Source organism: Mycobacterium scrofulaceum (assembly GCF_002086735.1).
In the GTDB taxonomy this organism is placed as follows: Bacteria; Actinomycetota; Actinomycetes; order Mycobacteriales; family Mycobacteriaceae; genus Mycobacterium; species Mycobacterium scrofulaceum.
The window spans coordinates 1-19,171 of record NZ_MVIJ01000024.1 but is presented as its reverse complement, the minus strand read 5'-3'; the positions used below and the strand labels follow the sequence as shown (position 1 = coordinate 19,171).

9 protein-coding genes are annotated in these 19,171 nt (G+C 67.6%); 5 read left to right on the top strand and 4 right to left on the bottom strand.

Features of this window, described 5'->3' with window-relative positions; genetic code table 11:
• Positions 1-356: 356 nt before the first annotated feature.
• Positions 357-788, bottom strand: a complete 432-nt coding sequence (locus tag BST44_RS16440; protein WP_083178171.1) for a nitroreductase family deazaflavin-dependent oxidoreductase — start codon at positions 786-788, stop codon at positions 357-359.
• Between the two features lie 124 nt (positions 789-912).
• Here BST44_RS16440 and BST44_RS16435 point away from each other — a divergent pair, with 124 nt between their 5' ends.
• The gene (locus BST44_RS16435; RefSeq protein WP_083178170.1) at positions 913-1,920 is read left to right on the top strand and encodes a YihY/virulence factor BrkB family protein; all 1,008 of its coding nucleotides are present in this window, start codon (positions 913-915) and stop codon (positions 1,918-1,920) included.
• Here BST44_RS16435 and BST44_RS16430 read toward each other — a convergent pair whose 3' ends face one another.
• Complete coding sequence (locus BST44_RS16430; protein WP_083178228.1) at positions 1,921-2,133, bottom strand: DUF3072 domain-containing protein; 213 nt, start codon at positions 2,131-2,133, stop codon at positions 1,921-1,923.
• A 110-nt stretch (positions 2,134-2,243) separates the two neighbouring features.
• Between BST44_RS16430 and BST44_RS16425 the strand changes: the two genes are divergently transcribed.
• The gene (locus BST44_RS16425; protein WP_083178169.1) at positions 2,244-2,747 is read left to right on the top strand and encodes a DUF2505 domain-containing protein; all 504 of its coding nucleotides are present in this window, start codon (positions 2,244-2,246) and stop codon (positions 2,745-2,747) included.
• Positions 2,748-2,763: 16 nt separating this feature from the next.
• On the opposite strand, the gene BST44_RS16420 is transcribed toward BST44_RS16425, so the two are convergent.
• Together BST44_RS16420 and BST44_RS16415 are read right to left on the bottom strand one after the other, a co-directional pair.
• The gene (locus BST44_RS16420) at positions 2,764-3,081 is read right to left on the bottom strand and encodes an STAS domain-containing protein (protein WP_083178227.1); all 318 of its coding nucleotides are present in this window, start codon (positions 3,079-3,081) and stop codon (positions 2,764-2,766) included.
• A complete protein-coding gene (locus BST44_RS16415; RefSeq protein ID WP_083178168.1) occupies positions 3,081-5,651 on the bottom strand; it encodes a SpoIIE family protein phosphatase in 2,571 nt (856 codons plus the stop codon). The genes BST44_RS16420 and BST44_RS16415 overlap by 1 nt, the downstream gene beginning before the upstream one ends.
• A 138-nt stretch (positions 5,652-5,789) precedes the next feature.
• Here BST44_RS16415 and BST44_RS16410 point away from each other — a divergent pair, with 138 nt between their 5' ends.
• From BST44_RS16410 to BST44_RS16400, 3 genes are all read left to right on the top strand, one after another.
• Positions 5,790-17,315, top strand: a complete 11,526-nt coding sequence (locus BST44_RS16410) for an ATP-binding protein (protein WP_083178167.1) — start codon at positions 5,790-5,792, stop codon at positions 17,313-17,315.
• 4 nt (positions 17,316-17,319) lie between these two features.
• Positions 17,320-18,015 carry a Type 1 glutamine amidotransferase-like domain-containing protein gene (locus BST44_RS16405; RefSeq protein WP_142274529.1) on the top strand — a complete coding sequence of 232 codons (696 nt, stop codon included), beginning with the start codon at positions 17,320-17,322 and terminating at the stop codon, positions 18,013-18,015.
• A gap of 96 nt (positions 18,016-18,111) precedes the next feature.
• A partial coding sequence (locus tag BST44_RS16400) for a DUF7159 family protein (protein ID WP_083178165.1) occupies positions 18,112-19,171 on the top strand: 1,060 nt, incomplete at its 3' end.

Here is a 19,171-nt window from a genome sequence, read left to right as displayed (position 1 = left end):
GGCGACAGGTCGCCGCGAGATGTCCGGTAGCCCGCCTATCGTGGACCGGGGCCACCCGGGCCACCCGGACCGCCAGGTCCACCCGGACCACCAGGTCCACCGGGTCCACCAGGTCCACCGGGTCCGCCCGGGCCGTTCACGGCGGGGACCCAAGGAACGCATTGATGTAGGTCCACGCTCCACACAAAGCCTTCAGCGCAATTGGGGTCGGCACGGCTGACCGCGGGCGCCGAAATCGCGATCGCCGGCAATGCCGTCAAAGCGAGCCCACCGAACGCCCAGCGCCGCAGCCGGTGCTTCATCGCCGCAATTCTCATGTCGGTCATTTTGCGACACGCGATCCGCCGGCGGTGCTGTTATTCGGCAACCAGCTCGAAGACCGGGATGACCCGGTCGGTACGCTCCTGGTATTCGCCGAACCCCGGCGCCCGCTCCACGACGATCCGGTAGATGGAATCCCGCTCCGCACGCGGCAATTCGCGCACGGTCGCCGATTTGGGCGCGTCGGAGCCGATCTCCACAGTCACCGCCGGGTTGGCGCGGATGTTGTGCACCCACGCTGGGTTCTTGTCGCGGCCGGCGGCGGATCCGACGATATAGATCCTGCCGTCGACATCGAAGTAGGCGACGGGGTTGACTCGCTGCGCACCGCTGCGCGCGCCGGTCGAGGTCAACAGCAGCAGCGGGAAGCCCTCGAACTGGCCACCCACCTCGCCCCCGTTGCGGCGGAACTCCTCGATGTTGGCCTCGTTGAATTCGCGCTCCGAACGCATCTCGTCGTCACCCATCGCCCCATCCTGGCACGGCGATCCGGTCGCCAGCGACCGACGATTGATCGACGGCGGATCCGGGTATTACCTGCCAGGCCCGTCGGGGGGGCATCCACTTCCGCAGCAACGAAGTGAGCACGAGATGGTCGGTTGGCTGGACAGGTTGCAGCGACGAAACCGCGGCGCCGGTGTGGTGATCGCCGTGATCTACAAATACCTCGATGACCAAGGCGGCTATCTGTCGGCCCTGATCACCTACTACGGGTTCGTATCTCTGTTCCCGCTGCTGCTGCTGTTGACGACGGGCCTCGGTGTCGTCCTCGCGGGACGCCCCGACCTGCAGGACCAGGTGCTGCACAGCACGCTGAGCCAGTTCCCGGTCATCGGTGACCAGCTGCATCAACCCGCGGGGCTCAGCGGGGGAACCGTCGCCGTGGTGGTTGGCGTCGGGGGCGCGCTCTACGGCGGGCTGGGCGTCGGCCAGGCGGTGCAGAACGCGATGGACTCGGTGTGGGCCGTCCCGCGGAACAATCGTCCCGACCCGCTCCGCTCTCGCTTGCGCAGCTTGATGTTGCTGCTGGTCCTCGGCTCCGCGGCCCTCGCCGCCACCGCCCTGTCCGCGGCCGGCCAGGCCACCGGGGCGCTGGGCCTGTTCGGGAAGGTCGGCGTCGCGCTGGTCGCCGTGGGGATCAACGCGCTGATCTGCCTGGTCGCCTTCCGCGTGACGACCGCGCGTGACCTCACCTATCACCAGGTGCTGCCGGGAGCCCTTGCCGCGGCCGTGATCTGGCAGATACTGCAGTGGGGCGGCGCCGGATACATCCGGCACACGGTGAAAACGGCCAGCGCCACCAACAGCGTCTTCGCTCTGGTGCTCGGATTGCTGGCGTTCCTGTTCCTGGTCTCGTCCACTCTAGTCCTGTGCGCCGAGATCAATGTCGTTCTGGTGGAACGGCTTTACCCACGGGCCCTGCTCACTCCATTCACCGATGACGCGGAACTCACACCGGCCGACCGCAAGACCTATACCAAGAAGGCAAAAGCAGAGCGGGTCAAGGGTTTTCAGCGTGTCAGCGTCAGGTTCGGTGACCTCGCCCGCAAGGCGGCGCGGCCGCGGACGCCCGATGTCCGCAGCCGGCCCGCCGGCTAGTCAACTGCCGCGCCCCGTCTGCTGCTGCAGCTCGTCGATCAGCTCCGACGCTTGCGCCTTGGTCATGTCGTCGGGAACGTCCCGCCCGGCTTCCTGGGCCAGCGTGTGCAGGTAGCTGCGCTGCGGCCCGGTCATCGGCTCGTCGCCCGTCACCCATTCCGCCGTGTCTTTCTCCGGATTCTCGCCCGGCGCCTGTCGTGTGTCGTCCGCCATGTCTTTCACCTCCACGGCGAGGGATAGCCATCGCACGTACGTTCGAAACGTGGTCTGGACGAGGCGCACCCCACAGGCGGGGCGCTGCCCACTTTGGAAGAATCGTTGGCATGTCGCGTTCCTTCGACATCCAGATCGAATCGCCCGCCAGCGTGGAGCAAATCCACGCCACGTTCGGCCGCGAGGACTATTGGCTGGCCCGCCTCAAGGCCAGCAACGCCCCCACGACGCTGGATTCGCTGGTCGTCGACGACGACGGCATGGTGACGGTGCGGGCCACCCAGCACGTGGCGCGACAGGTGTTACCGGCGCTGATCGCCAAAGCCGTCCCCGGCGAGCTCAAGATCGTCCACAGCGAGACGTGGCGGCCGGCCGACAACGGCGAAGTTCGCGGGCAGATCAGCGTCGTGAGCTCCGGCGGCGTGGGGTCAGGCCGCGCGGAGGCCTGGATGGCGCCGAACGGCGACGGCGCGCGCCTGCGATTCGCCGTGCAGGTGGCGGTGAAGATTCCGTTGTTGGGCCGCAAACTCGAAAGGTCGATGGAAGCGGATTTGGGTCAGAGCATCCCCGCATTGCAGCAGTTCACCAGCACTTGGATCGCCGAGAACGCCTGACCCCGCCGGCCCGTCGTCAGGCCTCGGACGGCGCTGGGTCGACGGCGACCAGTTCGGTCAGGCCGCTGATGGTGAGGATCGGCATCAGGATCGGGTGGGCGATCAGATGGATGTGGTTGGCGTGGGTGAACAGAGCGTTGATGGCGGCGCTGTCGAGGTACTCGACTCCGCTGAGGTCGACGGTGAGCGGACCCCCACCGCCGGCCTGGCCGCTGGCGCTGGTGAGGGCTTGGACGAAGTGGTCGATGTTGCTCAGATCGATCTCCCCCGCGGCGACGAGCATCAGTTCTCCGTCGTCGCGGCGCGCGGTGTCGAGGGTGAGCAACGTGGGCATCATGTGATCCTCGCGGAGAGGTGAACCGTGGTTCCGGCGGCGTCAGGGCTGATGGTGACGTCGTGCATGAGCCCCCGCATCAGGGCGATACCCCGTCCCCGATGAGGAAAACTGGCCGGTTGCGGAGGCTTCCACGAGCCGGTGTCGGTGATGGTCAACTGCACCTGGTCGACCAGCGCCGTCGCGCCCAGGCTGATCGTGCCCTCCCGCTTGTCGCGGTGGCCGTGCTCGATGGCGTTGGCGACGGCCTCCCCCGCCGCGACGAGCACGTTCATCGCCTGTTCGGGGTCCAGCCGGGTCCGCGTCAACCAGGTCCGCAACGCCGTCCGGGCGGGCGCGAGGTGGCTGACGTCGGCCGGGAACGTCAGCTCCAGCGGCGCGGGATGGCGATAGAGCAGAAGGACGACGTCGTCCTGGTAGCCGCCGCCGGGGGCCAGACCGGACATGATGTCGTTCGCCAACTCCTCGAGCGTGGACGCGCGGCCGTCCTGCACGAGGCCGGCTGCCTGGGAAATCCCCTGGCCCAGCGCGGCGCGGCGACGCTCGACCAACCCATCGGTGTAGAGCAGCAGGGTCGCGCGCGCGGGGATGGTGACCCGGGCCTCGGGGCGGGCCCAGCCGGCTCGCACACCCAACGCGATGGTGTGGCCGTCGTCGAGCATCTGCGTGGTTCCATCCGAGTGGACCAGGATGGGTGGCGGGTGCCCGGCGCTGGAATACACCAGCTCACCGGACTCGGGGTCGAGCACCGCGCAGACGGCCGTGGTGCACTGGGCACCGGGCAGCCGCGCGGCGAAGCGATCCATACCGGCGAGGGCGGCGCCTGGGCTGGGGTTTTCGAACAACAACGCCCGGCAGGCGCTGCGCACCTGGCCCATCACGGTGGCGGCGGCCAGGCCGTGCCCCACACAATCGCCGACGACCATGGCGATGCGTCCGTCCTCCAGTTCGACGATGTCGTACCAGTCGCCGCCCACCTGCAGGGGCCGGCTGGCGGCCTGGTAGCGCACCGCGAACCCGTGCGGCAGATCGGCGGGGCCAAGGATCGCGTGCTGCAGCGCCAGGGCGGTCTCGCGCTGTTGGTCGACCTGATGGACCCGCTGCAGGCCCTGCCCCAGGCGGCCCGCCAACACCGTGAGCAGGGTCTGGTCCTCGAGGGTGAACGGCCGTCGGTCGGCCAGATCGATCCAGACCACCAGCACGCCTTCGGGGTGTTGCAGCGCGATGCCCGCCGTCCCGGGCTCACCCGTGCGTGCGGTGAGCAGGTCGCCGTCGCGCAACGAGCCAAGCATCCGTTGGGTCTGGGAGGGGAGGTCACCCCACACTGCGGACTCGCCGACGGACACGACTTGCGGTGCGCCGAAGGCGGTTTCGGTGGAGGAGCTGTGGGTCGGGAAGGTGACGGCCAGGACGCGGCGTGCCCGCCACAGTCGGCGCAATTCCTCGGCGGCCGCATTCACCGCGGCGTCGACGGTGTCGGCCTCGGCCAGTTCCTGGTTGAGCGCGTGTTCGCGACCCGCCGCCAATGCCAAAGCGATGGCCGCGTGCCGGGCGAAGTCGCTCACCAGCTCGAGGTAGTCATTGCCGAAGGGCGACTGCTGGGGGTCGCGGGCGACGGCGATCACCCCGAGCACCGCGCCGTCGGCGATCAGCGGCATGACGATCGCCGAACGTTCACCCACGTCGGTGAAGCCCTCGATCGGATACTGGAAGGAGTCGGTGATCAGCGGCAGGCCGCGGCGGGCAACGCCGCCGGTGGTGGAGCCGTCCATCGGCACCTGGCGACCGATCACCTCCGAGGCGTAGCGGCCTGCCGTCGCGGCCACGACAAGGGTGTCGACCTCGTCGGCGGGCAGGTCGGGTTCCCGCGGAATCAGCAGAATCGCCTGCTCGGCGCCGGCCAACTCCAGCGCGCGGTTCACGATGAGCTGCAACGGGCCGGTCTGGGGGTCACCGGACAGCAGCGCGGTGGTGATCTCGCGACTGGCCTTCGTCCACCGCGCCGTTTCACGCTCGCGTTCGAAGAGCCGTGCGTTGTCGATGGCGGCCGCCGCGGCCGTCGCCAACGCCCGCACGGCGGCGGCCTGCGAATCGGAGAACACGCGTCCGGGCCGGTCGTCGGCGAGGTAGAGGCTGCCAAAGTCCGCTCCCCGCACCGTGATCGGTAGGCCGAGGAGCGCGCGCAGCGGCGGATTGTGCGCCTGCAGCGCACCGGACTGCGGATGAGCGCTCACGTCGTCGAGGCGGAGGCCCTCGCCCACCGGAAGATCTCCCAGCAGGCGCGCCATGTCGTCCTCGATTCCCGCGTGGACGAAGGAGGCCAGGGCGCCGTCGGGGGCGCGGATACCGAGCGCCGCGTAGCGAGAGCCGGTCAGCTCCATCGCCCCTTTGACGATGCGGTGCAACGTCACGCCCAGGTCGAGATCGGAACCGATTTCGCTGATGACCCGCACCAGCTGTTCCATCTGGTCGCGGGCCTCCACCAGCTCGTCGAGCTGTTCGTGTATCTGGCTCACCAGCTCACGCCGGCCCTGCCAGGTGAACGCCGATCCACCCCCTTCGTTGCCCATGGCTATAAACCTAACGTCTTAGCTGCGCGGGCCATACGGTGGCGTTGACCTTCGGGCCGGGCGCGAGGCCTTTACTCGATCTTGACCGTCCATTGAATCGCCCTCCCGATGATTGCTGACGTGACTACGCTTCATCAGGTGGAACTGGGGGTTTTGGGGCCTCTCCAGGTCCGGCAAGGCGGAGCGCCCGTAAGTATCCCGGGCGCCAAGCCTCGCGCCATCCTCACGATGCTCGGGCTGCACAGCGGCTCGGTCGTGGCGGCCGACACCCTGGTCGAGTTGCTGTGGGGCGAGGATCCGCCGCGCACCGCGGCGAAGGCCCTGCAAACCCACATCTCCTCGCTACGTCGCGCCCTGGGCGACGGCTTCGTTCTGACCGCGGGAGCGGGATGGACGCTGGCCGAGGCCGAGGTCGACGCCGCGCGGTACAAGGCGGCCGCCCGACAGGGACGCGACGCCGCCACCGCCGGCGACGTCAGCCAGGCGGTGGCCCGTTTCGAGGAGGCGCTGGCGCTGTGGCGCGGCCTGCCCGAACTGCCCGACGGCCGACGGGGTGCGTCGGAGAAAACGCGGTGGATCGAGGGTCACGCCGCGCTGGTGGAGGATCGGGCCGACGCGCTGCTCGCGACGGGTCGGGCTGCGGAAATCGTCGGCGAGCTCGAGGCCGCGGTCGCCGACGCGCCGCTGCGCGAGCGGCGTTGGGGCCAACTGATGCTCGCGCTATACCGCGCCGGTAGGCAGGGCGAGGCGCTCGGCGCATACCAGCGTGCGCGCGCGCTGCTCGCCGAGGAACTGGGGGTCGACCCCGGCCCGGACCTTCGCCGGTTGGAGGCGTCGGTCGTGGCGCAGGACTCGGCGCTGGAAATCCCTGCCGCCCAACAGGTCTCGTCGGTAACCCGCGCCGTGACGTTCCTGCTGACCGACATCGAAGGGTCGACGGCCGCATGGGAGGCGGACGCCGACGCCATGGCCGTGGCGCTGGCACGGCATGACGAGCTCGTCGAGCAGGTGGTGACGTCGCGCGGTGGGCGGCTGATCAAGACGCGCGGCGAGGGCGATGCCACCTTCTCGGTCTTCGAGCGGCCATCGGCGGCGGCGGCCGCGGCTATCGAACTCCAAGACGCAATCGTCCACGAGCCGTGGGCGCTGCGCGAGCCCATGCGCGTTCGCGTGGCGTTGCATACCGGGGAGGTCGAATTTCGCGACGGCGACTATTTCGGCCGGGCGGTCAACCGCGCCGCCCGCCTGCGGTCGTTGGCCGCCGGCGGCCAGATCCTGTGTTCGGGTGCGACCGCGGAACTGGTGATCGATTCGCTGGCCGACGATGTCGTGCTCGCGGATCTGGGCAGCCGTCAGCTGCGCAATCTGGCGCGCCCGGAACACGTCTTCGAGCTGCGCCTGCAAATTACCGACGAACCGGCTCAGGCGGTCCCGCCGGAAGCACCGTTGAAACGCCCGAGCTTGCCGGCGGTGCTGGCCGGCCGCGGGCCGTTCGTCGGGCGCGAGGACGAGCTGGAACGACTGTCCACGGCGTGGCACACCTCCGTGGCCGGCGGCACCAACGCGATGCTGATCGCCGGCGAACCGGGTGTCGGTAAGACGCGTCTGGCCGGCGAATGGTGCCGGCACGCCTATGACGAAGGCGCACTGGTCATTTACGGCCGATGCGACGAGGACCTTGGTGCGCCGTATCAGCCCTTCGCGGAAGCGCTGCGTTCGCTGGTGCCGTGCCTCGGCGCGGGCGCCCTTCGCGGGCTGCGGGGCGTGGAGGCACTCCTGACGCTGGTGCCCGGGCTGACCGATCTGGTCCCCGACCTGGCCGCGCCGACCCGGGCGGACCCGGACACCGAACGCTACGCGCTGTTCGACGCCGTCGTCGCGCTGTTGGCCATGGCCTCGGCGAGCGCTCCGGTCGTCCTCGTGCTCGACGACCTGCACTGGGCGGCCAAGCCCACGCTGCTGTTACTGCGGCATCTCCTGCGGTTCGGCGAGCACGCCCGCATGCAGATCATCGGCACCTACCGCAGCACCGACCTCGACCGCTCCCATCCCCTGGCGGCGATGCTCGCCGACCTGCACCGCGATGGCACGGCGAACCGGCTCGGCCTGAGCGGGCTCGACGAGGACGACGTGACCGCGTACGTCGCCGAGGCCGGCTACAACGACGAAGAGCTCGCCCGGGCATTGGCATCGGTCACCGGTGGGAATCCGTTCTTCCTCATCGAGGCGCTGCGCCACGTGGACGAAAGCGGCGGCCGCTGGGACCAGAGCACGCTGCCGCAGGGGGTCCGCGAGGCGGTGAGTCGCCGTCTTTCGCGGCTTCCCGCGGAGGCGAATAAGGCGCTTGCCGCCGCCGCCGTCGTGGGCAGCCGGTTCGCGCTGGAGCTGGTGGAACGGGTGGTCGGAGACGACCTGGTCGACGCGTTCGACGAGGCGTGCAGGGCCGGCATCGTCATCGAAGACCCCGGCGGGCGCTACCGGTTCAACCACGCGATCGTTCGGCAGTCGCTGCTCGCCGAGCTGCCATCCGTTCGCCGCATGCGGCTGCACCAGCGGATCGCGACCACCCTGGAAGGCGAGCCGGGCGCCGAAGAGGAACTGCTCGCCGAGCTGGCGTATCACTACTTCGAATGCGCGTGGGCGGGCAACGCCGCCAAGGCCGTCGAATACTGCCGCCGCGCCGCCGACCAGGCGATGACCCGCCTGGCCTATGAGGGCGCCGCCGACCTCTACGACCGTGCCCTGCACGCGCTGGAAGAGATCGACGAGGAGCTGCCCGACCGCGACGACCAGACGGCCGAGTTGCTGGTGGCGCGTTGCGAGGCCCTGCTGGCCGCGGGAGACGTGACCTCGGCGGCCGATGCGGTTTCGCAATTGCAGAGCGTCCCGATCGATTCGGCCCGCATTGCGGCGTGGGCGACGTGCTTCGACGGCCAACTCTCGATGCTGATCCATCCGGAGCGGCTGGACGAGGTCGAGTCCGCAGTCGGCGCCGCGGCCGCCAGACTGGCGGAGCTGGGCGACGCCGCCGGAGAAGCCAAGGCGCACACCGTCCGTGCGGGATGCCTTGCCCGCCTGGGGCGGATCGGCGACTGCGAGATCGCTTTGGACGACGCGCTCACCGCGGCGCGGCGCGCGCGGGAGCATCGTTGGGTCAACGCCGTGTTGGCCAACGCACCCCTTGCCGCGCTGTGGGGGCCGAACCCGGTTCCCCGGGCGGGTGGGCGCTGCCTGGATGTGGTGCGGCTGCTGCGGATCACGACCGACTCGCCTGCGGTCGAGGCGACGTCGACGCGGTGTCAGGCGGTGTTGGAGGCCTTCCGCGGGCGGGGCGCGGCGGCGCGCCGGATGATCGACTCCGCCCGGCGCACGGTCACCGAACTCGGGCTGCGCCACGCGCTGTCCGAGGTCGAGCAGTTCGCGGGCATCGTCGAGCTCGTCGCGGACGAGCCCGCCGCCGCCGAGGCGCATCTCCGGAAGGCCTACAACGGGTTTCGTCGCATGGGCCTGGACGCCGACACCGCCGAAACCGCGGCGCTGCTGGGGCGCGCGTGTCTCGCGCTCGAACGAGATGCCGAAGCGGACGAATTATGCGCCGAGAGTGAGCGTCTCGCCGGTCACGCGCTGAAAGCGTCGATCGCCTGGCGCACTCTTCGGGCACGCCTGTTGACGCGGCGCGGTGATCACGACGAGGCGCGGCGCGTCGCCGAGGAGGCGGTGGCACTCGCCCAGCGCACGGACGCGCTCGTGGATCACGGCGACGCGTGCGTGACGCTGGCAACGGTCCTGGGTTCGGCCGGCGACGTCGCAGGGGCCCGGGCCGCCGCCGAGCGGGCGGTCGATCTGTACGAGCGGAAAGGCGCTGTAGCGCTTGCCGAGAGGGCGCGGACTGTCATCGGTGCCGAACCATCGCCTGCTCCCGATCAGCCCCAAGCGCCACCCGCCGAGTTGGACAACGCGTGCGTGCGTGCGATCTTCCGGCTGGATGAAACTGCCGCCCGCGGGGCCTGGAACGAACTCGAAGTGGTGTTCGCACCCAATATCTCCGTCGAAAGCCGTCGGAAGATAGTGGGCTTGTCGCGGATCGACCTTTCGCCCGCCGAGTGGGTAGCTGAGGCGAAGCGCTTCCTCGCCACGGGCGTGGTGCGATGCCGGCGCGTGATTATCGGTGTGCGAGGCGATCGCCTGGCTCTTGTCCGCACGCTGCTTGGAACAGCGGATGCCAGCCCCGGGGCGCCTGAGGACGAGTTGCTTCATCTGATGGGCATCGACGTGGAGGGGCGAATAGCGTCCCAAATGTCCTTCGACGTCGAAGACCTCGACGCCGCGCTCGCCGAGCTTGACGCCGCGCATGCCCGATTCGAGGCGCAGCGCCCGATTCCGCGGCGATTGGAGAACAAGGCGGCGCGCGTCTTCGAGGACGAGTGGTCGCACTTCGCGGCGCGCGACTGGGATGCCCTGGCTGACCTCGTGGCCGATGACTACGTCGGCATAGATCACCGGCGCGTCGTGAGTGCCGAGACCCAACGCAGTCGAATGGCCGTGGTGCGAGACTTGCAGGCCGCCGCCGAAGTCGGCTTCAGCATTTCGATGGTGAGCGCAATTGCGACCCGCGGGGACCGTCTCGTCCTGGCGCGTGTTCGCGCGGCAGGCCAAGACTCCGGCGCGATTCAAAACGACGCCCTCAACGTTGTCGAGATCGACGCCGACGACCGGATCGCGAACGTCGACACCTACGACCTCGAAGACATCGACGCCGCCTTCGGGGAGCTCGATCGTCGCTACCTCGTCGGGGACGCAGCCCCCTACTCCCGCCCCTGGTCACTCGTTACGGAGGCCTTTGCAGCGCTGAATCAGCGGAGAATCCCCGAGACGACCCCCGGCTGGGCGAGCATCGACCACCGACGGCTTGCACCAATCGGTGCGGGTGATCTGGGCGCATATCTGCTTGCCGCTTGGGAGCTCTCGCCGCAGTCCCGCATTTACATCGAGGCCGTCCATCGGCTAAGCAGTCTCGGCGCGGTGATCACCCATGTGGCAATCGGAACGTCACCCGACGGTTTCGACGCCGAGTGGCGGGTGACCGACGTGGTGATATTCGAAGGCGATCGGATCAGCCGCAGCGAGCTTTTCGACGACTCGGACGTGACCGCCGCACTCGCCAGGTTCGACGAGCTCAGCGGCCCAGTATCCCGCCCCGAAAACGCGGCGACCCAATTGCGGGAGCGCTTGCAAGCGTGCTTCGCGGCCCGCGACTGGGATGCGATGTCCGAAATCCTGGCCGCGGACATTTCCACCGACGATCGCCGCCGTGCGGTGAATGCCGGTGCGCGCGAAGGCCGTAGCGCCGTACTCAACGAGATGTTGGCAACGGTAGAAATCGGCGTGGAAAGCTTGACGGCGGATGTCATCGCCACCCGTGGCGACCGTTTGGCGCTTTGTCGAACCCAAACCTGGGGCCGCGACAAGCGGCCAGAGGCATTCCACACCGATGTCTTCGACGTCTTTGAACTCGACGCCGACGGCAGGGTGTCCGCGCGGGTCGTGTTCGACCGCGACGACTTTGACGCCGCCATGGCGGAGCTCGACTCACGCTACCTCGCCGGCGAAGCGGCGGCTTACGCCCGCACGTGGTCGGCCATCGCGCAAAGCTTTGCGTCGATCAATCGACGTGAAATGCCGGCGACGACAACGGATTGGGTGAATATCGATCACCGGCGCGGTACGTCGATTGCGCCAGGTGAAATGGCTGCATTGATGGACGCCGCGTGGAATTCTAGGTCTGATCTGGGGTGCTTCATCGAATCGGTGCACCGTCTGAACGATCGCGGTGTGGTCATCACGCACGTCGCACATGAGACCTCGGGAGAAGGATTCCACGCCGAATGGCGAGTGATCAGCGTTATCACGGTCGAAGGCGACCTGATCAACCGCACCGAGGTCTTCGACGAGGCAGCGCGCGACGCCGCGCTGGCGCGGTATGAAGAACTAGGCCGCCCGGTGCCGGGATTGGAAAATGCGGCGACCCGGGCGTACGACCGCATTTTCGCGTGGTTCGCGGCGCGCGACTGGGATGCGATGGCCGGCATTGTGGCGGAGGGCTTTTCCAGCGAGGACCGTCGGCGGGTGGTGAACGCCGGAGTCCGACACGGTCGAGATGCCGGGATTGACGACGTGCGGGCGATCGCCGACGTCGGCTTCACCTTGACGATGGTGGGCGTCATGGCCACCCGTGGCGGCCGCCTCGCCCTCTTGCGTGTTCGCGCCGCGGGTCCCGACCCTGTTGAGATCCGGAACGACGCCCTCAATCTCGTCGAGGTCGACGCCGACGAACGGATTGTGGCGTCGGTCGTGTTTGATCTCGACGACTTCGAGGCCGCCCTCACCGAGCTCGATGCGCGCTACCTCGCCGGTGAAGCCGCCACGAACTCCCATGCATGGTCGATTGTTGTGAATAGCTACGCCGCGCTCAACCGGCGCGAGCCACCGCTGACCGCGCCCGGCTGCGTGTATGCCGATCATCGGCGCGAGACGGCGTTCGGACCGGGCGACCTGACCGCATATTTCGGCGCCGGTTGGGCCAGTGACCAAGACATCAACGTGTATGTCGAGCAAGTGCACCGGCTCAATGCCCGTGGAGCAGTCGTCACTTACGCCGCGCAGGAGACGTCGGCCGAGGGCTTCGCCGCCGAATGGCGCGGGATCGCCGTGCTGATAGTCGTCGGCGGGTTGGTCAACCGGTGCGAAGTCTTCGACGAGGCAGAGCTCGATACCGCACTGGCGCGGTTCGACCAGCTGAACCGGCCGACGCGGCGGCTGGAGAACGCGGCAAGCCAAGTGTATGACCGCTTGGCCGGGTACTTCACGGCCGGTGACTGGCCGTCGATGTCAAAGACATTGGCGCACAATATGGTCGATGACGATCGTCGGCACATGGTGAACGCCGGAACCCGACGGGGGCGGGATATCCAAATAGCCAACGGTCAGGCGGCGGTGCAGGTCGGCGCCGACAAGCTCACGTCGACGGTCATTGCGACCCGCGGCCGACAACTGGCGTTGTGTCGGTCGTCCATCTTCGGTAGAGACGAGCAACCCGGGGCATTCCGCATCGAATTTCTCAGCGTCGTCGAGATCGACGTCGACGAGCAGTTGGTGGCGCATATCGCGTTCGACCTGGACAACTCTGAGGCCGCCCTCGCCGAGCTCGATGCGCGCTACCTGGCCGGCGAAGCGGCGCCCTACGCCCACACGTGGTCCGTCATCGCAAAGGCTTACGCGGCGGTCAATCGTCACGAGCTACCACCGACGACGCCGGGCTGGACCAACATCGACCACCGACGCGGAATAGCGTTCGCGCCGGGCAATCTGGACGCATACCTCGAAGCTTCGTGGGACCTGTTCGCTCCGGGGCTCAACGTCTACATCGAAACCGTGCTTCGGTTGACCGAGCTGGGCGCGGTAGTCACCCGTGTTGTGGAAGGGACGTCGAGCGACGGTTTCCAAGCCGAATGGCGAGAGATCGGCATCTCGACCGTCGAAGGTGATCTGATCAACCGCTCCGAAATCTTCGACGAGACAGAACTCGACGCCGCACTCGCCCGCTTCGGCGAATTGCAGGCGCGGCCGCATCGCCTGGACAATGCGGCAAGCCAAGTCAATGAACGGTTTTGGAGCGGCCTCACGACGCGCGATTGGCCCGCGATGGCCGAGATACTCGCCGAAGACGTTGTGTCGCATGACAACCGTCGGGTTGTCAACTCCGGTGAACTTCGCGGGCGAGATACGAACCTCGCAAACCTGCGGGCAGTCGCTGACGTCGGTTTCGAGGGCGTTGTCTCGACGATCCTCGCGATTCGTGGGCAACGCCTTGCACTTTCTCATATTCGGTCCTCCGCCCACGGACTTGAGCCCGGTGAGATCAGCGCGGACATGTTCGGCGTCGTGGAGATCGACAGGGATAGCCGGATGATTGTTCACTCCATATTCGACGCCGACGACTTCGACGCCGCCCTCGCCGAGCTCGACGCCCGGTACCTCGCCGGCGAAGCCGCCGCCCATGCGCACACGTGGTCGGTCCTCACACGCGCCCACGTCTCGTTCAATCGCGGGGAGCTTCCCCCAACCGACTGGGTCATGATCGACCACCGGCGGGGTACACCATTCACGTTCGACAATCCCATCTCAACCATCAGTGCCAAATGGGACCTCACGCCAGACCTCACCATTCACGTCGAGGCGGTGCATCGGCTCAGCAACATCGGCGCAGTCGTCACTCACACGCAGCGCGGGACTTCGCCGGAAGGCTTGAACGCCGAGTGGCGAATGCTCCAGGTTCTGACGGTCGACGGTGACCGGGTCGACCGCTGCGAGCTATTCGACGAGGCTGACCTCGACGCCGCGCTCGCCCGGTTCGAGGAATTGCGGCCACAAGTACCGCGGTTGGAAAACGCGGCGGGCCGGATACTCGAGCGATACCAGGCGTGCTTCGCGGCCCCAGACTGGGCCGCCATGTCGGAGCTACTGGCCGACGACATCGTCTTGGACGATCGCCGTCGAGTCGTCAACGCAGGGATTCGGCGTGGCCGAGATGTGCACATCGCGGACACGCGAGCGGCCCTCGACGTCGGCGCAGACACCATATCTTTGAGCGTCATTGCGACCCGCGGCGAGCGCCTCGCCCTCGCTCATGTCCGTGCCTTCAACAGTGGCTCTCCGCCAGGCGAGGTCGGCGCCGAGTGGTGCGGCGTCGTCGAGACCGACGCCGGCGACCGAATCATCGCGATGGTCTCGTTCGACCTTGGCGACATCGACGCCGCCTACGAAGAGCTGGATGCTCGGTACCTCGCCGGCGAAGCAGCCCCCCACGCGCACACGTGGTCGGTCATCGCAGCGTTGTACGCGGGATTCAACCGGCAAGAACTTCCCGCTGTGGACTGGGTCATCGCCGACCACCGACGAGCCACACCATCCGCATCAGGCGAGCTGTCCCCCGCCCTGGAGACGTTCTTCGATCTGACGCCGGAATTCAGGGTGATCATCGAAACGGTGCATCGAATTGACAGCGTCGGGGCTGTCGTCACGATTGATTCGCACGGACTCTCGCAGGACGGCTTAGGCGTCGAATGGCGAATGATTCAACTTCTAGTCCTGGAAGGCAACCGACTCACCCGCTGCGAGTTCTTCGACGAGAGTGACTTAGACACCGCGATCGCGCGATTCGATCAACTCGGTCGTCTGGCGCCCCAGCTGCAAAACGTGGCAAGCCGGGTGCTCGAGCAGTTCCTCGCGCATTTTGCGGCCCAGGCCTGGGATGCCATGGCAGATCTGATCGCAGAAGACTTCTGCTCGGAAGACCGCCGCTCCGTCATAAACGCCGGAATCCGCCGCGGTCGAGATGTCGAGATGGCGAACTGGCGGGCCACCGCAGAGGTCTGGATGAGTGATGTGCAGGCCGCCATCATTGCGACCCGCGGAGAGCGACTCGCACTCTTCCGTTTCACCTTCGCGAGCCAAGATTCGCTGCCTGAAGCGTTCCAGGCTGCGGCGCTCGGCGTCATCGAGGTCAACGCCGATAACCGATTCGCGTCGACCGTGGTGTTCGACCCTGACGACATCGACGACGCATTCGAGGAGCTCGACGTGCGGTACATCGCCGGCGAAGCAGCCGCTCACGCGCATACGTGGCCGGTCATCACGCGCGCCTACTCCGCGGCCAACCGCAACGAGCTTCCCGCAAGGACACCAGATTGGGTAAACGTCGACCACCGGCGAGGGAGAGCATTCGGGCCCGGTGAACTTGAGACGTATATGCGCTCGACCTGGGATGTAATCCGGGACACCAGAATCTACATCGAGTCAGTCCATCGACTGAGCGATCTCGGGGCGTTGGTAACACACGCAGTTCGCGGGACCTCGCGAGACGGCTTTGACGCCGAGTGGCGAGAAGTCAGCCTATCGATGGTCGACGGCGACCGCTTCAACCGCACCGAGCTATTCGACGAGACGGATCTCAACGTCGCGCTTGCGAGGTTCGACGAACTACACCGACAGCGACCGTGGCTGGAAAACCCAGTGAACCAACGGTTTCTGGCGTACTTTGCTGCCCGCGACTGGGACGCCACGGCCCAGGTGTTTGCCGAAGACTATTCCCTCGACGATCGCCGCCGAGTCGTCAATGCCGGGGTTCGACAGGGTCGCGATGCCGCGATCGAAGATCTGCGGGTGTCCGCTGACGTCGGATTATTGGCGAACCTCGCCTCGGAAATCGTCGCAACCCGAGGCGAACGCCTCGTTCTCACCCGCGTTCAAGCGTCGGGCCGTGATCATCCCGCAATTCAACTCGACGTCCTTCAAGTCGTCGAGCACAACGGCGAACAGGTCATGGCAGCCGTCCTGTTCGACCCGGAGGAGATTGACTCCGCATTCGGCGAACTCGATGCCCGCTATGTGGCCGGAGAAGCCGCCCCCCACGCACACACCTGGTCGGTCATCGCGCGGAGCTATTCCGAGTCCAACCGGCACGAACTTCCCTGCATGACACAGGATTCGATTTGCATCGACCATCGAGCAGCCTTAACGGCCGAGCGTGAGGATCTGGCCGAATATCTTCGTAGCTTGTGGGACCTCATGCCAGACACCCGCGCCCACATCGAGGCGGTGCATCGGCTGAGTGACCTGGGAGCGGTCGTCACCCATGCTGCGCGTGGAACCTCGCAAGAGGGCTTTGACGCCGAGTGGCGGGTAATCCTCGTCGGCATCGTCGAAGGTGACCTGCTTAGCCGCGCCGAAGTCTTCGACGAGGCCGACCTGGACGCCGCGCTTGCCAGGTTCGAGGAACTACACGCACAGGCGAGCCGGCTGGAGAACGCGGCAAGCAGAGCTGAAGACCGGCTCTTCGCGCACGCAATGGCCCGCGACTGGGCGGCCATGGCCGACGTCCTGGCCGGCGACAGTTTCGTCGACGATCGCCGTCGCGTGGTGAATATCGGCGTCTGGGACGGGTGCGACGTCGTGGTGGCGAACATGCAAGCCCTGGCCGAGGGGCTTGCGCGGGTATCTTTGACCGTGATTGCGACCCGAGGTGAGCGCCTCGCCCTCAGCCTCATCCGCTCCTTTAACCCCGACTTAGAGCGCGGGGAATTCGCCGTCGAGATGCTGGGGATCGCTGAAATCAACGCTGACGGGCGAATTGCGGCCCATGTTTTAATCGATGCCGACGACCTCGACGCCGCCTTCGAAGAGCTCGAAACCCGTTATCTCGCGGGGGAAGCGGCCGCCCACGCACACACGTGGTCGGTCATCGCGGCTTCCTATGCCGCGATGAACCGGCGCGAGCTTTTCCCCACGACATCCGATTGGGTCAACATCGATCACCGACGACCGGGCATCATCGAGGAAGGCGGGTTGAACGCGTCACTGATCTCCCTGTGGCAACTGACCGCGAACACCACCTTCCGGGTCGAGGCCGTTCATCGGTTGACTGACCTCGGAGCCGTTTGCTCCCATGTGGCGCACGGTGTTTCGCACCAAGGTTTCGACGCCGAGTGGCGGGGAATTGAGGTCCAGACCGTCGATGGGGACCTGATCAGCCGCTGCGAAATCTTCGACGCGGCTGACATCGACGCCGCGCTCGCACGATTCGACCAGCTCACCGCCGGTGAGTGACGCGGTGTCACTACTCCAGCCGCTCTACCTGCTGGCGGACAGCCAGCTGTTGTTCTGGAGGCGACGCGGCCGACCGCTCCTCGAGACGGCCCTCGATGCAATGGCGCGGGACGCACCGCCGACTGCCGCCTACATCGGCGCTTCCAACGGGGACCGTCGCGAGTTCTACGAGATCTTCGAGGCGGCGCTGGACGGAATCGGGATCACCGACCGCCGCATGATCGATTCGTCATTCGGCGCCGAAGACCGCGCCTTCCTGGAACGTGCCGACCTGATCGTGCTCGCCGGCGGCGATGTGCGGCTCGGCTGGAACACGTTCGGCGCAACGGGGATGAAGGACGTGATCCTGCGCAGGCGCGCTCACGGGGCCGTCCTCGTCGGTATCTCGGCCGGTGCCGTCCAGCTCGGACGGTACGGAATCGTCGAGGCACCGGAATCCGCGGCACCCGGGCTGCTCGACGTGTTCGACCTCGTCCCGAGGGTGATCGACGCGCACGACGAGCCAGGCGCGTGGGCGCGGCTGTCGCACGCGATTCATCTGCTTCGCGGGTCGGCCACCGGCCTCGGGATCCCATCCGGCGGCGGAGTCGTCGTGCACGCAGACGGCACCATCGAGCCCCTTCGTCATCCCGCGCACGAGTTCCGCTACGACGGCACCCGCGTCGTGCACACGCTGTTGGGCGCAGCTGAGGGGCACTGACGGCTCGGACTGCCCGGCTGCGGGGCTAGGCTGGAAACCGGGGCGATTCGCGACAGTCTGCGGGAGGGGACGGTGGAGACCGTACTCGGTGTTTCGATGACGCCCACGGCCGTCCACGCGATCTTGGTCGAGGGCGAACACGCCGAGGGCGCCACCGTTGATACGGACACTTTCGACGTGTCCCGAGATCGGGTGGATCCGCCCGGACCAGACCAAGTCGTCTCAGCCATCCTGGGAACGCGGCAAGGAGCGACGGAGAGCGGCTGCCCGGTGGCCTCGGTCGGGGTGACGTGGACGGACCCCACCCAGGCCGCCGCGCTGCGCGACTTGCTGGCCGACCAGCGGATCGACAAAGTCATGCTGGTCTCGGCCTTTCTGGCGGCCGCCGCGTTGACGCAGACGGTGGGCAGCGCGACCCGGTACGCACACACCGCACTGTTGTTCGTGGAGCCGTCGGCCGCGACGATGGCCGTGGTCGACACCGGCGACGGTTCGGTCGCCGACGTGCGCCGGCAGGCCCTCCCCGACGACGACCACGCGGCGGTGGCCGCGTTGACCGCGCTGGCCGCCGGTGCCGAGGCGATGGAGCCCCGACCGGACGGCTTGTTCGTGGTCGGCTCCGACGGCGTCGACGTCGCCACCATCAGGACGCAGTTGCAGGCAGCGAGCTCCCTGGTGGTGAGCACACCGGAGGAGCCGGAGTTGGCACTGGCCAGGGGTGCGGCGCTGGCGTCGGCGCATCCCCCATTGTTCTCCTCCTCGACGGCGGCGATCGCGTACGCGCAAGATCCCGCCACCGGCGCGGCGATACCGCACGCGGTCGGTCTCGGCTACGCCGACGGTGCGGCGACGGTGGCGCGCGGCGCCGAGGCGCTGGCCTACAGCGCCGAGCTCGACGATCCTGGCCTTCCGCCCGCCGGCGCTTTCGGCGCCGGCGACCTCGATTCGCCATGGACCGGTTCTGGTGCCGCGCCGAACGAGCACCGGTCCACCCGGCCGTTCCTGGTGGCGATGAGCGTGTTGGGGTTGTTCGTCGGCGGGGTCCTGGCCCTCGTCATCGCGCTGGCGATCGCCATTCGCCCGCACGTCGACAGCCGCCCACAGATCGGCGCACGCGCCGTCGCCCCCGCTGCGCCTGCGCCGCCCCCGGCGGCCC

Bases quoted from the DNA above. Each gene is read 5' to 3' on its own strand.
- BST44_RS16440 (WP_083178171.1), bottom strand. From the start codon at position 788: ATGGGTGACGACGAGATGCGTTCGGAGCGCGAATTCAACGAGGCCAAC.
- BST44_RS16435 (WP_083178170.1), top strand. From the start codon at position 913: ATGGTCGGTTGGCTGGACAGGTTGCAGCGACGAAACCGCGGCGCCGGT.
- BST44_RS16430 (WP_083178228.1), bottom strand. From the start codon at position 2,133: ATGGCGGACGACACACGACAGGCGCCGGGCGAGAATCCGGAGAAAGAC.
- BST44_RS16425 (WP_083178169.1), top strand. From the start codon at position 2,244: ATGTCGCGTTCCTTCGACATCCAGATCGAATCGCCCGCCAGCGTGGAG.
- BST44_RS16420 (WP_083178227.1), bottom strand. From the start codon at position 3,081: ATGCCCACGTTGCTCACCCTCGACACCGCGCGCCGCGACGACGGAGAA.
- BST44_RS16415 (WP_083178168.1), bottom strand. From the start codon at position 5,651: ATGGGCAACGAAGGGGGTGGATCGGCGTTCACCTGGCAGGGCCGGCGT.